The 13,647-nt window shown below is 69.3% G+C and carries 16 protein-coding genes; 7 read left to right on the forward strand and 9 right to left on the reverse strand.

What is annotated here, in order from left to right; genetic code table 11:
• Positions 1 to 16 precede the first annotated feature (16 nt).
• From ACZ7PG_RS16530 to ACZ7PG_RS16540, 3 genes are read right to left on the reverse strand one after another with little or no spacing between them, the layout of a single operon-like run.
• Positions 17 to 469 carry a GNAT family N-acetyltransferase gene (locus tag ACZ7PG_RS16530; protein ID WP_470239893.1) on the reverse strand — a complete coding sequence of 151 codons (453 nt, stop codon included), beginning with the start codon at positions 467 to 469 and terminating at the stop codon, positions 17 to 19.
• 1 nt (position 470) lies between these two features.
• Positions 471 to 905: a hypothetical protein gene (locus ACZ7PG_RS16535; RefSeq protein ID WP_470239894.1), complete on the reverse strand. Its 435-nt coding sequence runs from the start codon at positions 903 to 905 to the stop codon at positions 471 to 473.
• 32 nt (positions 906 to 937) lie between these two features.
• The gene (locus ACZ7PG_RS16540) at positions 938 to 1,564 is read right to left on the reverse strand and encodes a glycosyltransferase family 29 protein (protein WP_360667407.1); all 627 of its coding nucleotides are present in this window, start codon (positions 1,562 to 1,564) and stop codon (positions 938 to 940) included.
• A 144-nt stretch (positions 1,565 to 1,708) separates the two neighbouring features.
• On the opposite strand from ACZ7PG_RS16540, the gene wzm reads away from it, so the two are divergent.
• The 3 genes from wzm to glfT1 are packed head-to-tail and all read left to right on the forward strand — an operon-like array spanning position 1,709 to position 4,383.
• The gene (gene wzm, locus ACZ7PG_RS16545; protein ID WP_470239895.1) at positions 1,709 to 2,656 is read left to right on the forward strand and encodes a galactan export ABC transporter permease subunit Wzm/RfbD; all 948 of its coding nucleotides are present in this window, start codon (positions 1,709 to 1,711) and stop codon (positions 2,654 to 2,656) included.
• A gap of 3 nt (positions 2,657 to 2,659) precedes the next feature.
• On the forward strand, positions 2,660 to 3,475 hold the full coding sequence (gene wzt / locus ACZ7PG_RS16550; protein ID WP_470239896.1) for a galactan export ABC transporter ATP-binding subunit Wzt/RfbE: 816 nt from the start codon (positions 2,660 to 2,662) through the stop codon (positions 3,473 to 3,475).
• Positions 3,475 to 4,383: a galactofuranosyltransferase GlfT1 gene (gene glfT1, locus ACZ7PG_RS16555; protein ID WP_470239897.1), complete on the forward strand. Its 909-nt coding sequence runs from the start codon at positions 3,475 to 3,477 to the stop codon at positions 4,381 to 4,383. Before wzt ends, glfT1 begins: the two co-directional genes overlap by 1 nt.
• Before the next feature lie 55 nt (positions 4,384 to 4,438).
• Here glfT1 and ACZ7PG_RS16560 read toward each other — a convergent pair whose 3' ends face one another.
• From ACZ7PG_RS16560 to ACZ7PG_RS16575, 4 genes are all read right to left on the reverse strand, one after another.
• The gene (locus ACZ7PG_RS16560) at positions 4,439 to 5,926 is read right to left on the reverse strand and encodes a hypothetical protein (RefSeq protein WP_470239898.1); all 1,488 of its coding nucleotides are present in this window, start codon (positions 5,924 to 5,926) and stop codon (positions 4,439 to 4,441) included.
• A 10-nt stretch (positions 5,927 to 5,936) separates the two neighbouring features.
• Positions 5,937 to 6,506 (reverse strand): DUF3558 domain-containing protein, encoded by a 570-nt coding sequence (locus tag ACZ7PG_RS16565; RefSeq protein WP_470239899.1) that lies wholly within the window; start codon positions 6,504 to 6,506, stop codon positions 5,937 to 5,939.
• A gap of 6 nt (positions 6,507 to 6,512) precedes the next feature.
• The gene (locus ACZ7PG_RS16570) at positions 6,513 to 6,938 is read right to left on the reverse strand and encodes a hypothetical protein (protein WP_470239900.1); all 426 of its coding nucleotides are present in this window, start codon (positions 6,936 to 6,938) and stop codon (positions 6,513 to 6,515) included.
• Positions 6,939 to 7,061: 123 nt separating this feature from the next.
• Complete coding sequence (locus tag ACZ7PG_RS16575; protein WP_470239901.1) at positions 7,062 to 7,826, reverse strand: ESX secretion-associated protein EspG; 765 nt, start codon at positions 7,824 to 7,826, stop codon at positions 7,062 to 7,064.
• Positions 7,827 to 7,933: 107 nt separating this feature from the next.
• Between ACZ7PG_RS16575 and ACZ7PG_RS16580 the strand changes: the two genes are divergently transcribed.
• Entirely contained in the window at positions 7,934 to 8,179 is a 246-nt protein-coding gene (locus tag ACZ7PG_RS16580; protein ID WP_470239902.1) for a hypothetical protein, read from the forward strand.
• Between the two features lie 69 nt (positions 8,180 to 8,248).
• Here ACZ7PG_RS16580 and ACZ7PG_RS16585 read toward each other — a convergent pair whose 3' ends face one another.
• Together ACZ7PG_RS16585 and ACZ7PG_RS16590 are read right to left on the reverse strand one after the other, a co-directional pair.
• Positions 8,249 to 10,168, reverse strand: a complete 1,920-nt coding sequence (locus ACZ7PG_RS16585) for a glycosyltransferase (RefSeq protein WP_470239903.1) — start codon at positions 10,166 to 10,168, stop codon at positions 8,249 to 8,251.
• 8 nt (positions 10,169 to 10,176) lie between these two features.
• Positions 10,177 to 10,647, reverse strand: coding sequence for a GtrA family protein (locus ACZ7PG_RS16590; RefSeq protein WP_470239904.1), 471 nt, complete (start codon positions 10,645 to 10,647; stop codon positions 10,177 to 10,179).
• Between the two features lie 125 nt (positions 10,648 to 10,772).
• Between ACZ7PG_RS16590 and ACZ7PG_RS16595 the strand changes: the two genes are divergently transcribed.
• The 3 genes from ACZ7PG_RS16595 (at position 10,773) to ACZ7PG_RS16605 (ending at position 13,599) form a co-directional block, all read left to right on the forward strand.
• On the forward strand, positions 10,773 to 12,143 hold the full coding sequence (locus tag ACZ7PG_RS16595) for an FAD-binding oxidoreductase (RefSeq protein ID WP_470239905.1): 1,371 nt from the start codon (positions 10,773 to 10,775) through the stop codon (positions 12,141 to 12,143).
• Positions 12,140 to 12,895, forward strand: a complete 756-nt coding sequence (locus tag ACZ7PG_RS16600; RefSeq protein ID WP_470239906.1) for a decaprenylphospho-beta-D-erythro-pentofuranosid-2-ulose 2-reductase — start codon at positions 12,140 to 12,142, stop codon at positions 12,893 to 12,895. The genes ACZ7PG_RS16595 and ACZ7PG_RS16600 overlap by 4 nt, the downstream gene beginning before the upstream one ends.
• Positions 12,896 to 12,984: 89 nt before the next feature.
• Positions 12,985 to 13,599 carry a VC0807 family protein gene (locus tag ACZ7PG_RS16605; RefSeq protein ID WP_470239907.1) on the forward strand — a complete coding sequence of 205 codons (615 nt, stop codon included), beginning with the start codon at positions 12,985 to 12,987 and terminating at the stop codon, positions 13,597 to 13,599.
• Positions 13,600 to 13,647: the final 48 nt, after the last annotated feature.

The raw sequence follows: 13,647 nt of genomic DNA on the forward strand, positions 1-13,647 counted from the left end.
CGGGGTGGACTGCGGGTCAGCTCAGAGTCTTGCGCAGCTGCCGGAAGCCGCTGACGGCAGGCGCGGCTTCGGCGTAGCCGGCGTGGTCGAACAGCTTCGCCGAAGCGGCGTTGTCCTGGTGGACAGCGGCCAAGATGACCCGGACGCCGAGGCGCTCACGGGCCGCCCGCTCTCCCTCGGCGAGCACCGCGCCGGACAGGCCACGGCCGCGGTGCTCCGGCGCGAGGGTGATGCTGACCTCCCAGCCGTCGCCGCCCTGGCGGTCGAACCGGACGGTGCCGGCCGCCGCGTCCTCGTGCTCCACGACCAGCAGCAGCCGGTCCGGGTCCGCGAGCACCCCGCGCAGCCACGCGAGGTGCTCGTCCAGGGCCACCACGGCCGTCGAGCGCGACGACTGCCGCGTCCGCGGGTCGTTACGCCAGCCCAGCAGCAGCTCGGCGTCCGCTTCGGTGGCTTCCCTGGCGCGCAAGCTACTGGCTGACGGGCTCGTCGACCCGGTCCTCGAGCCGGCGCAGCCGGTCCTCGTAGCGGGAGATGCCGGCGAGCCGGACGCGGATCTGGGCGTGCTGGCGCTGGATCTCCTCGATCAGCGTGCGGGCCTCGGCGTTTTGCCCACTGTCGCTCTTGGGCACCAGCGAAATCGACTCGCGCAGCGTCTCCAGGCGGCCCTCCTGCGCGGCCACGTGCGGGATCAGGCGGTCGAGCTCGGCGCGGGTCCAGCGCAGGTCGCCGCGGGCCTGCTCGAGGCTCTGCTCGGCGTTGTCCAGCCGGCGCCGGTGGTCGGCCGTGGCGTGCTCGAGGTTGTTGATGCGCTCCGCCAGGCTGCGCGTGCGGTCGTCGACCCGGAAGTCGATGAGCCGGGCGATCCGGTCGACGAGGCCTCTGCCGAGTTTCTGCACTGCCATGAGTGGGTCCTTACGTGGGTGGGGACGCGCGTCTAGCGCAGGAGGGTGGTGTCACCGGTCTTGGTCCAGGAGTCCAGCAACCGCCCTTCGGCGGCGATCTGGTGCTCCGGGCCGACGATGCAGGAGTCACCGGCGGCGTGCTCCCACGACGTCTGGTCCGGGTTGTCGATGAACGAGAACCCGGTGAGCACGAGCTGGGCGGTAGGGAACGACGTCCGCGCGACCCAGGCGGCCAGCGTGCCGGTGGTCGACCACGTCGGTTCGTCGCGGGTCGGCAGGCCCAGCGCGTCCGAGAGCGGCAGCACGACCTCGCGGTTCGACACCGGGACCGCGCCGAGGTCGGCGGGCCACCAGCCCGGCACGTCCTCCGGCTCCCAGTGCATCCGGCCGGGCTCGACCAGCAGGTAGAGCCGCTTGCGGTAGTCCTGGAAGACGTACGGGGTCGCCCGGATCGCCCGGTTGAACACCACGACGTGCGTCCGGGAGCCGACGACCTCCTCGCCCGGCTTGTCGACGACGAAGCCGTTGACGCGGATCACGAGGTCGCACGCGTCGATCGCCTTCGCCCGCTGGGGGTCGGGCGGGAGCGGCTGGTTTCCGACGACGGCCACCGAACGGGGGTCCGGCCGGTCGGCGTAGGCCGCGAGCAGGTTGACCATCAGGCTCGCCGCGCCGAGAGCAGCAGTCATAAGCCGAGAAAGTACCAGCACGCAGGACACACCCCACCGCGTAGCGGTCCCTAACCTCTACCACACGGGCGGGGTGGCCCGGACGCCGCTCATCCCATCGGTACCCTCGTCCACGTGCATGCCACCAGCACGGTTCAGGCCGCGGACTCACCCGTAGCGACGTCGGCACCCCCGACGTCGGACAGCAAGACGTTCGCGCGAGCCTTCGCCGACATCAAGGCCGGTTTCCGAGCCCGCGAGCTGTGGGGTCACCTCGGCTGGCAGGACATCAAGCAGCGCTACCGCCGGTCCGTGATCGGGCCCTTCTGGATCACGATCAGCCAGGCGGTCATCGCGCTCGGGCTCGGGCTGCTGTACTCACAGCTGTTCAAGGTGCCCGTCGAGGTGTTCCTGCCCTACATCTCCACCGGGTTCATCATCTGGGGCTTCATCAGCGGCTGCCTGTCCGAGGGCATGGAGACGTTCATCGCCAACGAGGGGATGATCAAGCAGCTCCCGGCGCCGTTGAGCGTGTACATGCTGCGGACCGTGTGGCGGCAGACGCTGCTGCTGGCGCACAACATGATCGTCTACGTCGTCGTGCTGGTGATCTTCTTCAACGCGCTCAGCAACCCGTACTCCGTGAGCAACGGCGCGTGCCAGGTGGGCGGCATCTGCCACCCGGGCCTCAGCTGGACCATCCTGCTGGCCATCCCCGGCTTCCTCCTCCTCGCGATCAACGCCGCCTGGGTGACGCTGCTGTTCGGCATCATCTCGACCCGCTTCCGCGACATCCCGCAGGTCATCAACTCGCTGATCCAGCTGCTGTTCTACGGCACCCCGATCGTCTGGCCGGTGGACCAGCTGCTGGCCGGCGGCCAGCGGTCGGAGATCTCGTGGATCCTGCCGATCGTCAAGGCGAACCCGCTGTACCACTTCATGCAGGTGGTGCGCGCGCCGCTGCTGGGCCAGGACTTCTCCGCGGAGAACTGGATCGTGGTCGGCTGCATCACCGTCGTCGGGTGGGCGCTCGCGCTCGTCGCGATGCGCAACTACCGTGCCCGCGTCTCCTATTGGGTGTGACACATGGTTTCCATTGACGTTCACAACGCGTACGTCGACTTCCCGATCTTCGACGCGAAGACGCGGTCGATGAAGAAGCGCGTCCTGGGCAAGGTCGGTGGCAAGATCGGCACCGAGTCCAAGGTGCCGATCATCGAGGCCCTGCACGACGTGACCCTGAACCTCCGCGAAGGCGACCGGGTCGGCCTGGTCGGGCACAACGGCGCCGGCAAGTCCACGCTGCTGCGGCTGCTCGCGGGCATCTACGAGCCGACCCGCGGCTCGTCGCGGATCCAGGGCAAGATCGCGCCGGTCTTCGACCTCGGCATCGGCATGGACCCGGAGATCTCCGGCGAAGAGAACATCATCATCCGCGGCCTCTTCCTCGGCATGACCGCCAAGGAGATGGAGAAGCGGGTCGACGACATCGCCGAGTTCACCGAGCTCGGCGACTACCTGCAGATGCCGCTGCGGACGTACTCCACCGGTATGCGGGTGCGGCTCGCGCTGGGCGTCGTCACCTCGATCGACCCGGAGATCCTGATCCTCGACGAGGGCATCGGCGCGGTCGACGCGGCGTTCCTCAACAAGGCGCGCGACCGGCTCAAGGACCTGGTGAAGCGCTCCGGCATCCTGGTGTTCGCCAGCCACTCGGACGAGTTCCTGTTCGAGCTGTGCGACTCGGCCATCTGGATGGACGAAGGTCATCTCAAGCAACAGGGTTCGCTGCGAGACGTCCTCACCTCGTACAAGGGGCGCGACCCCTTCGAGAACATGAGCCAGGAGACCTTGGCGCGCTTCGGCGTCGAGCCGGCGGCGACGACGAACGGCGGGGAATGATGACCAGCGAGACCCGGCAGCTGCCCGACGGCGCGGTCGTCGGCGTGGTCGTCACGCGGCACCGGCGGGAGCTGCTCGCGGACTCGCTGAAGATCATCGCGGCCCAGACCCGCCCGGTCGACCACCTCGTCGTGGTGGACAACGGCCCGGACGACTCCGCTCGCGAGGTCGTCGAGAACTACCCGCTGCCGCACACGTACCTGCCGTCGCACCGCAACCTCGGTGGCGCGGGCGGGTTCGCGCTGGGCATGCTGCACGCGCTGTCGCTGGGCGCGGACTGGGTCTGGCTGGCCGACGACGACGGCCGCCCGGCCGACGAGAACGTGCTGGCGATCCTGCTGGAAGAGGCGGACAAGCGGAACCTGGCGGAGATTTCGCCGGTGGTGTCCAACATCGACGCGCCGGACAAGCTGGCGTTCCCGCTGCGCCGCGGCCTGACGTGGAAGCGGTCGCAGTCCGAGCTGGGCGTGGACTTCCTGCCCGGCATCGCGTCCCTGATGAACGGCGCGCTGTTCCGAGCGTCCACTTTGGACGTCGTCGGCGTGCCGGACCTGCGCCTGTTCTTCCGCGGCGACGAGGTCGAGCTGCACCGCCGGCTGGTGCGGTCGGGCCTGTCGTTCGGCACGTCGCTGAAGACGAAGTACCTGCACCCGGACGGCTCCGACGAGTTCAAGCCGATGCTGGGCGGCAAGTTCCACGCGCAGGACCCGGAGAACGAGGTCAAGCGGTACTACACGTACCGCAACCGCGGATACCTGTTGTCCCAGCCGGGAATGCGCAAGATCGGCGCGCTGGAGATCGTCCGGTTCGGACTGTACTTCGTGGGCGTGAAGCGTGACCCGAAGGCGTTCCTGCAGTGGCTGAAGCTGGTGCGGCAGGGCCGGGCGGAGAAGTTCTACCGCTACTGAGGTTTCACCGAAAAGGGCCCCCGCTTCCCGGCGGGGGCCCTTTTCGTTCGTCCGTCTATTCGCCGATGACCGGCGGGGCGGTGCGCAGGTCGGTGCCGAAGACCTCGTCGGGGTCACCCTCGACCAGGTATGTCGGACGCGAGTGCTCGGTGTCCTCGTCACCCTCGCCCTTCTGGCCGCGGCCCATGCCGCCGCCACCCATGCCGCTGCCGCGACCGGCCGCGCCGCCCGCGCCGAGGCCGCCCATCCCGCGTCCCGCGGCCGCTTCGGCCGCACCGATGCCACCCGGCCGGGCCGCACCCGACGCCGAGCCCGCGCCGGTCGCGTTCGCACCGCCGGAGCCGCCGGGGCCGAAGCCACCGCCGGCCCCGCGGCCGCCACCGCCGCCGACCTTGGAGTTGTAGGCCTCGTCGCCCCCGAAGTTCATGCCGCCGCCCATGGGCATCGGGCTCATCGGGGGCATGCCGCCGAGGGACTGGTTCGGGTTCGATGTCGACCCACCACCCGGGATCGCACCCGGCGTGAAGCCGGAGGGCGTGGTGGTGCTGCCGGCCGGGAGCAGGCCCGCGCCGGTCGTCGAGCCGGGACCGGAGATGTGCGGCGTGATGTTCGGGCCGGGGACGTTGCCGGTGGTGAAGTTGTTGCTGCCCGTCGGGTTCCCCGTGCCGGAGCCCGGCATGTTCACGCTGGACGGGGTGTTGATGCCGCCCTTGTCGTCGCCACCGTTGGGGTCACCGCTGCCGCCACCGGTGCTGAAGCTGGGCGGCGGCGCGAAGGCGGGCTGCTTCGACGCGGCCTCGTAGAGGTTCTTGTCGTAGGTCGACATGACGCCGGCGGCCTGGTCGTGCGCCGCCTGGCTGTCCTTCTGCTTCTGGATGGACTTGTCGACGTTGTCCGGCAGGCTGAACGGGTTCGACGTCGCCCAGGACTTGAACTCGTCACCCCAGGAGAACGGGATGGGGGCCGGCATGGAGTTCTTCGCCGTGGAGGCGGCCTGACCCTGGTCGTAGATGGTCTCAGAGGCCAGCTTCGCGTTCTGCGAGTTGGCGTCCGACCACTTGCCGAGGCTGGTGAAGTACTGCTGCGCGTTCTCCGCCGCGCTGCCTTCCCAGGTGCCCTTCGAGGCGTTCACGGCGGTGTTCATCGACGTCGCGAACTTGTCGAAGACCTGGTGGACCTGGTGGTACGCGGTCGAAACGCTGGAGACCTGCTCGACGTCGAGGTTGCTTTCCAGGAACGCCTGGAGCTGCTTGTGGTCGGTGCCCTTGTAGTCGGCGTTCGACGCGTTCAGACCCTGGACGTACTCGACGTCACGGCCCTTGGTGGCGTCGGCGACGTTCTTGTCGCCCATCTCCTGGGACTGGTTCTTCGCGTTGGCCTGGGCGATCCACTGCTGGACCGGCCCGAACAACCAGCTACCGGGGTCGACGCCCTCTTCGGCCTTCTGCTGAAGGTAGGCATCCCGCTCGGCGGGCGCCATGTCCTGGACTTCCTGGGGCGTCTTGTCCGCGGTCTTCGGCGGCGGTCCCTGTCGCGTCGTCATCTGGGTCCCCTTACCCCTTGGGCAGCTTCGGCTCGACGGCCTTCTCGGCCACTTCCTCAGCGATCTGGCAAGCCTTCTCGACGGTTCGCACCGAGGTGACGTTCACGTCGACCCGGGCGTTGGCACCGACGCCGAGAGCCACGGTGCAGCCGAGTGGCGTCTGGCTCGACGCCTCCTTGGCCGGACGGCCGTTCACCTGGAGGTCTTTGACTCCGCCGCCGGTGTCAACGACCGAGTCGAGCGGGGCGTCGTCGCGGATCGCGACGTTGATGCCCATGCTTTCCTCGCTGGCCGTGCTGGTCTTGTTCAGGTAGCCGCAGACCCGCGCCTTGCCGAGCTTCTGCTCCTTGGCATCCCCGAACGTGCTGTACGAGCTGATGTCAGCCGCGGTCAGCAGGGTGCACGGTTCGAGCGAGGCCGTCGAGGCGCCGCCAGGGGCCGCCGAACTCGACTCGCCGGACGTCGGCGCGGGCGGCTCCGAGTTCGCGGGTGAGGCCGTTCCGTTCTGGCTGCTCGTGCAACCGGCCAGCAGGAAGGCACCCGCGGCGACGGGCAGGACAGCGCGTGCGAGGAGTTTCATCGTTCCCTAGGGCTTGGACTGAAGGCTGTCGAACGCGGAGTTCTCGGTCTCCTTGTAGAGGCCGGCGGCACGGGCGAGGGCCTCGTCGGCCTGCTCGGCCACCTGGCGGAGCTTGTCCAGCACGACGCTCGCGGACCCCTCGGCCTGGGCCGCGCCTTTCTGGTCGTGCGCTGCGATCGTGTGCCCGTAGGGGTGATTGCCCAGCTGGGGCGACTGGTTGAGCGTGTAGGTGGTCTGATCCAGGCCACGAAGGTCGGTGACCAGCTCGTTCAACGCGTCCCGGATCGGCTTGACGCCCTCCGGGGTGATCTTGAAGCCGCCGCCCTTGGCCGCGTCGACCAGCTTCTGGGTCTCCGCCGTGACGCCCTGGATGGCACCGAGGTTCATGACGTCCGCGAAGGAGCCGCCGCCCCCACCGTCAGCTATCAACATCGCTGTCCACCCCGAATCGCTTCGCCCGTGCGTGTGCACCCGGAAGTCTACTAGCCGGGCACCCTGCGCAACTGCCGTTCACCGATCTTCAGCTGTGACGCGGGGCCGCGACGAGCGGTTCCCTCAGAACTGGCCTTCGAGCTGTGCGTACAGCTGCTGGGCCAGGCGGGCGTTGTCGGCCGGGGCGTAGGTGATCCAGCGCTGGCCGTCCGCGGCCGCGCGCGACGACATCAGCCAGCGGCCGGACTCCGTGTCGAACCAGGCCAGGGGTGGGAACGTGCCGCCGCGGGTCTGGGCCGTGAACTGGCCCACGCGCTTCTTCGGCTCCTGGAACACCCGCTCGATCATGCGGACCTGCGGGCCGCCGGCGCCGCTGGTCGAGCGCGGGCCGCTCACGCCCGCGAACGGGTCGTACGCCTCGTCGCGGCGCTGGTGGCGGGGCTTCTCCGCCGGGCGGGCGATGGTGACCGACTGGCCGGGCGCCGCCGGGGTCAGCGGGAGGAGGTCGACGATCGCCGGGACGATGCCCGTCGGGCGGACCTCCTCGAAGACGATCAGGTTCTCGTCCTGGCGGGCGAGCACCGCGAACTGGCCGTCGGACGCGACGCGCGCGAAGAGGTGGCGATCGCCCAGCTCGGCGGCCGCGTTGATCACCACGCTGCCGCGGACGAACGTGGCCAGCGCCAGCTCGGCATCCGCGTCGAGCCGGCCGCGGCTCCACAGGTTGCGACCGGTCAGGTCGCGGACGACGGCGTCACGGATCATCGCGCGCTGCTCGACGGTGGTGCCGACGTGCGGGACCTCGAACGGCGTCGGCGCGCGGCCGAGCCCGAGCTGCTCCAGCAGGATGTCCACCGCTGCCAGTGACAGCGAGAACGAGTGCGGCATCGCTTCCATCCCCCCGCGGGTTCTTCCGGACTTGGGGAAAACGGTAGTCCATCCGCCCTCAGCGAACCCGCTTGCCCAGGCAAGATCGCCGCTGGTCCGATGGACGCATGGCCGACCCGAAACCCGCACTCGTGCTGCACCTCGCCACCGGCGGGGAGCCCCTGCTGTTCGCATTGACGACCGAAGGATCCGGCAAGCTGGCGGGCAGGCTCGCCCAGCTCGTGAAGTCCGGCGCGGTCGAGACGGTGACCACCAAGGACCACTCGGAGGTCGCGATCAACTTCGCCCACGTGGCCGCCGCGTACGTCGACGACCTGACCCGGAAGAGCACGGTGTTCGGCATGCACGGCTGACAGCGCTGATTCAAAACAGGCGAAGGCCGCCTCACGACGAGCGTGAGACGGCCCCCGACCACCGAAGACTCAGAGCTTGTACAGCCGCTTCCAGTTCTCACGCGACGTGAGCTCCGGCATGGCGCGCTTGTACTGCTCCTGCACCGCCGCGCCTTCCTTGCGCAGGCGCTGGACCACCTTGGCGCCGCGCTTGGCCAGGTCGAACATCTTGACCTTGTCGTACGAGCGGACGCGGACACCTTCCTGGTTCGCGTCCGTCACGACCGCCGTGTCGAACAGGGCGATGTGCCACCAGTTCGCCTCGTCGATCGGGACCGCGCCGAGGCCGAAGCGGCTGCGGCCGAGGACTCGGTCCAGCACGCGCTTGATCAGGACCAGGCGCTGCATGCTGGGCCGCGGGGCGCTGTTGATGATGCCGATGTCGTTCGACGCGATGCCCGGGACGTCGGTCGCCTTGTGGCGCTTGGTCTCCGGGTACTGGTCGCGGATGCGGCGGATCTCCTTCATCGCCTCGACACCGCCGTCACGCAGGATCTCCGGGCCCTCGAGAAAGTCCTCGACGGCCTTGATCAGCGTGGCCGACAGGCCGTACTGCATGCCCAGCAGGTAGCGCACCAGCTGCGCGAGCAGGACGCGCGACAGCAGGTTGAGGTTGAACGGCGAGTGCAGCGCCGCGGTGATGATCGAGTTGCGCAGGTTGAAGTACCGGTGCCACTCGTCCCAGTCCTTCATGTGGAAGTCCGCGTGCCACACGCCCGCACCCGGCAGCGTCACCGTCGGGAAGCCGTGCGCGCGGGCGCGGTAGGAGTACTCCGCGTCGTCCCACTGGAAGAAGAACGGCATCGGGTAGCCCGTGGCCTGGACGACCTCGTAGGGGATCAGGCAGCTCCACCAGCCGTTGTAGCCGGCGTCGAGGCGACGCTCCTGGCGGTTCGGCTTCAGGGTCTCCTCGTCGACGCCGAGCAGGTCGGCCGTCGTGAGGGAGTGCTCGACCGGCTGGCCGGGCTCGAGCGTGTTGAGCCGGGCGTACTCGGCGCCGACGTGCAGCTGGTTCGGGTGGAACAGGTTGAGCATCTGGCCGCCGACGATGATCGGGTTGGCGGCGCGGTTGGAGAACGCCGTCATCCGGATCACCAGGTCCGGCTCCAGCAGCACGTCGTCGTCCATGAACAGGACGTTCGCGTGCTCGGTCGCGGTGTGCCCGGCCACCTCGAAGAGGCCACGGGTGAAGCCGCCGGCGCCACCGAGGTTCGGCTGCTTGATGTAGTGCAGCTTGTCGGCGAGGTCCTTCGCGACCTGCTCGAACCCGTCACGGGACTCGACGAGGTCGGTGCCCTGGTCGGCGACGTAGATCGCGTCCAGGGTGTCCAGCGACGACACGTCCGCGGCCAGCGCCTGCAGGTTCTTCAGGCAGTCGTCGGCGCGGTTCATCGTGCAGATGGTCACCGCGGTCGGGCGGATCTTCTCCGGGGCCTCGACCGTCCAGCGGACCTGCTCGACCCGCAGCGTCTGGCCACCCTCGGTCTCGAGGTCCAGCCAGAGCGCGCCGCCGTCGTAGAACTTGTCCAGCTGCGCGGTCAGCGTCACCTTCGCCTGCTTGACGTCCGCGACCTGCTCGGCGGCGACCACGCGGGGCTCGCCCTCGACGTCCGACGCGCCCATCGACAGCAGGCCCGTGCCGGTGACGACGGCCTCGACCGAGACCTCGGATACCGTCGACCAGCGCTGCCAGTAGCTGGCCGGGAACCGGCCGAAGTACGTGTTGCCCGACACCTTGGAGGCGGGCTCGATGGTGATCACCGCACGTTCCCGCACGGCCGAGCCCCACTCGAGCTCGGCGTAGAGGTCCTTGCTCACGATCGGCGCGGGGCCGGCGTAGAGCCCGCGCTGCGCCGTCAGGCGACCCTGCGGAGTGTGCTCGGTGAACCGCGTCTCGGCGGCCGCGCCGGCTTCGGTGGTCGGCGCCGGGGTTGCTGTTTTACCGGGCATTGAGTTCCTCAGTTCTCCTCAGTCGACGGTTCGCGGAAGACGACCCACTTGAGCATCACGAAATTGATCACCGTGGCAGTCGCCTGCGACACGGCCCAGCACAGTGTGTGCTGCCACGCGGACTCCGGCAGCACCTGCAGCATGAGCTGGTTCACCCCGACCGCGACGAAGAACGTCACGGTGTACAGCAGGACGAACGAGCCGACCTGCGCCTTCCCGTCGCGCCGCCCACCCGAAAAGGTGAACTTGCGGTTCAGGAAGAACGCCGTGGTGGTGCCCACGATGAAACTGATAGCGCGGGCGACGTCGACCCACGGTGAAGTGGCCATCCCGGCCACCTGGGTCAGCAGCGTGTACGTGCCCAGGTCGACCAGGGCGCAGAAGCCACCGATCAGGGCGAAGCGGATGAGCTGCCCCACCAGTCCGATCGAGGACGGCTGAGCAGCTGCCATGTCGGCTTGCGGATCGGTCGCCACCACTGCATTACCTCGTTGCCTGAGTCATGGTCACCCGCGCGGGCGCTTGTGCCTTGATGCGCAAAGTGTAGAAGCGAGCACTTCAGGGTCACGTTCCGGGCGTCCTTCGGCGTGGCTACCCTGGTCGGGTGACCCGATCCCCCGAGATACAGCGTCGCACGCTCACGGGCTGGGCGCGGACCGCACCGACCACCGCCGACGTGCTGAGCACCGCGGACGTCGAGGTCATCGCCCGTGCGGTGGCCCAGGCCGGTGAGCGCGGTGTCATCGCCCGCGGCCTCGGCCGCTCCTACGGCGACCCGGCGCAGAACGCCGGCGGCCTCGTCGTCGACATGACCGCGCTGAACCGGATCCACTCGATCGACCCGGACAGCGCGCTCGTCGAGCTCGACGCCGGCGTGAGCCTCGACCAGCTGATGCGCGAGGCGCTGCCGTACGGCCTGTGGGTCCCGGTGCTGCCCGGCACGCGCCAGGTGACCATCGGCGGCGCGATCGCCAACGACATCCACGGCAAGAACCACCACAGCGCGGGCAGCTTCGGCAACCACGTCGTGTCGATGGACCTCATCACCGCGGACGGCAAGATCCGCACGCTGACGCCGTCGGGCCCGGACGCCGAGCTGTTCTGGGCGACCGTCGCCGGCATCGGCCTGACCGGGATCATCACCCGGGCCACGATCCGGATGACCAAGACCGAGACGGCGTACTTCCTCGCCGACAACGAGCGCACGAACAACCTCGACGAGACGCTCGAGCTGGTCAGCAACGGCTCCGACGACAACTACACGTACTCGTCGGCGTGGTTCGACACGATCTCCACCGGCTCGAAGCTGGGCCGCGCCGCCTTCGGCCGCGGCTCGCTCGCCAAGCTGGACGAGCTGCCCCCGAAGCTGCGCGCGGACCCGCTGAAGTTCGACGCCCCGCAGCTCGCGACGCTGCCGGACGTCTTCCCGAACGGCCTGGCGAACAAGCTGACCTTCGGCACGATCGGTGAGCTCTACTACCGCAAGACGCCGAAGGACGCCCGTGGCGTCGTCCAGAACCTGACCGCCTTCTACCACCCGCTGGACATGTTCGGCGAGTGGAACCGGGCGTACGGCTCGAAGGGCTTCCTGCAGTACCAGTTCTCGACGCCGCTCAACGCGCACGAGCCCCTGCGGAAGATCGTCAAGAAAATCGCCGAGTCGGGCCACGTGTCCTTCCTCAACGTCTTCAAGCGGATGGGTGAGGGCAACGCGGCGCCGCTGTCGTTCCCGCACCCCGGCTGGATGGTCTGCGTCGACTTCCCGATCAAGGCAGGCTTGGGCCGGTTCTGCCAGGAGCTCGACGACGACGTCCTCGAGCTGGGCGGGCGGCTGTACACCGCGAAGGACTCGCGCACCTCGCCCGAGACGTTCGCGAAGATGTACCCGCGCCTCGAAGAGTGGCGCAAGGTGCGCGCCGCCGTTGACCCCGAAGGCGTTTTCGCCTCTGACATGAGCCGGAGGCTCGAGCTGTGATCGACGCTGTTGGCAACCCCCAGTCCCTGCTGCTGCTCGGCGGCACGTCCGACATCGCGCTGGCGATCGCCGAGAAGTACCTGGCCGAGAAGCCGCTGCGGGTCGTGCTCGCGGCCCGGCCGTCGCCTCGGCTCGACGCCGCCGCGCAGCGCCTCAAGGACAAGGGCGCCGAGGTCGCGACCGTCGACTTCGACGCGAAGGACCTGGCGTCGCACCCCGGCGTGCTGGACAAGGCGTTCGAGGGCGGCGACGTCGACGTCGCGGTCGTGGCGTTCGGCCTGCTCGGCGACCCCGAGGAGCTGTGGCAGGACCACGCGAAGGCGGTCGAGGCGGCGACGGTGAACTACACCGCCGCGGTGTCCGTCGGCGTCGCGCTGTCGGAGAAGCTCAAGGCCCAGGGCCACGGCACGGTGATCGCGCTGTCGTCGGTGGCCGGCGAGCGCGTCCGGCGGTCCAACTTCGTCTACGGCTCGACCAAGGCCGGTTTCGACGGCTTCTACCTGGGCCTCGGCGAGGCCCTCAAGCCGCACGGCGTGAAGGTGACGGTTGTCCGCTCGGGCCAGGTCCGGACGAAGATGACCGACGGCCTCAAGGACGCTCCGCTGACCCAGAACGCCGACCAGGTCGCCGAGCAGGCCGTGGCGGCCGCCCGCGCGGGCAAGGACCTGATCTGGGCGCCGGCGCCGTTCCGCCTGGTGATGTCGGTGCTGCGGCACGTCCCGCGGCCGATCTTCCGCAAGCTCCCGGTCTGAGGTATCCACCCGGGGGTTGACCCGGAGTTCCATCCGAGGCCGATCCGCACGCCGATGTGATCGTCCGACGGTCGAAACAGACTGTCACCATGACGACCACGAACAGCAAACGCGCCGGGTTCACGATGCTCCTGCGCGACGTCGCGCTCCCGATGGCCCTGTACTACGTCCTGCGCTCCTTCGGCGTCGACGCGTTGTGGGCGCTGCTGGTCGGCGCTGTGCCGCCGGTGCTGCGAACCGGGTACGTCCTGGCCCGGCACCGGCGGATCGACCCGGTCAGCGCGTTCGTGCTGACCGTCCTGCTGATCAACTGCGCGGTGGCGGTGTTCTCCGGCGACGCCCGGCTGCTGCTCGTCCGCAGCGCCTGGATCACGCTGCCGCTCGGCGTGGTGCTGCTGGGGAGCCTGCTCGTCGGACGTCGCCCGCTCCTGTTCCGGGCGGCCTGCACCTTCCAGCCCGCCCGCGCCGCCGAGCTGGAACAGCTGTGGGGCCTGTCCGCGGCCTTCCGGCAGCGGTGGCGTTCGGTGACGCTCTGGTGGGGCGCCGGCTGCGTCGTGCTCGCCGGGGCCGTCGTGACGATGGCCTTCACGCTGCCGGTCGACGTCGTCCCGTTCCTCGAGACCGCGCTGACCGTCGTGACCGTGGTGGCCGGGGTGAAGGTCACGCGGCAGCGGATGGGCATCCACCGGACGGTTGATGCGTGAGAGCCGGTTCGACGATGGTCCGGACGGCGCCGGTCGCGAATGCTCGAA

This window comes from Amycolatopsis sp. NPDC114504 (assembly GCF_055633595.1).

Coding starts and splice junctions, on each gene's coding strand:
- ACZ7PG_RS16535 (WP_470239894.1), bottom strand. CDS start 905: ATGGCAGTGCAGAAACTCGGCAGAGGCCTCGTCGACCGGATCGCCCGG.
- ACZ7PG_RS16540 (WP_360667407.1), bottom strand. CDS start 1,564: ATGGTCAACCTGCTCGCGGCCTACGCCGACCGGCCGGACCCCCGTTCG.
- wzt (WP_470239896.1), top strand. CDS start 2,660: ATGGTTTCCATTGACGTTCACAACGCGTACGTCGACTTCCCGATCTTC.
- glfT1 (WP_470239897.1), top strand. CDS start 3,475: ATGACCAGCGAGACCCGGCAGCTGCCCGACGGCGCGGTCGTCGGCGTG.
- ACZ7PG_RS16560 (WP_470239898.1), bottom strand. CDS start 5,926: ATGACGACGCGACAGGGACCGCCGCCGAAGACCGCGGACAAGACGCCC.
- ACZ7PG_RS16565 (WP_470239899.1), bottom strand. CDS start 6,506: ATGAAACTCCTCGCACGCGCTGTCCTGCCCGTCGCCGCGGGTGCCTTC.
- ACZ7PG_RS16570 (WP_470239900.1), bottom strand. CDS start 6,938: ATGTTGATAGCTGACGGTGGGGGCGGCGGCTCCTTCGCGGACGTCATG.
- ACZ7PG_RS16575 (WP_470239901.1), bottom strand. CDS start 7,826: ATGCCGCACTCGTTCTCGCTGTCACTGGCAGCGGTGGACATCCTGCTG.
- ACZ7PG_RS16580 (WP_470239902.1), top strand. CDS start 7,934: ATGGCCGACCCGAAACCCGCACTCGTGCTGCACCTCGCCACCGGCGGG.
- ACZ7PG_RS16585 (WP_470239903.1), bottom strand. CDS start 10,168: ATGCCCGGTAAAACAGCAACCCCGGCGCCGACCACCGAAGCCGGCGCG.
- ACZ7PG_RS16605 (WP_470239907.1), top strand. CDS start 12,985: ATGACGACCACGAACAGCAAACGCGCCGGGTTCACGATGCTCCTGCGC.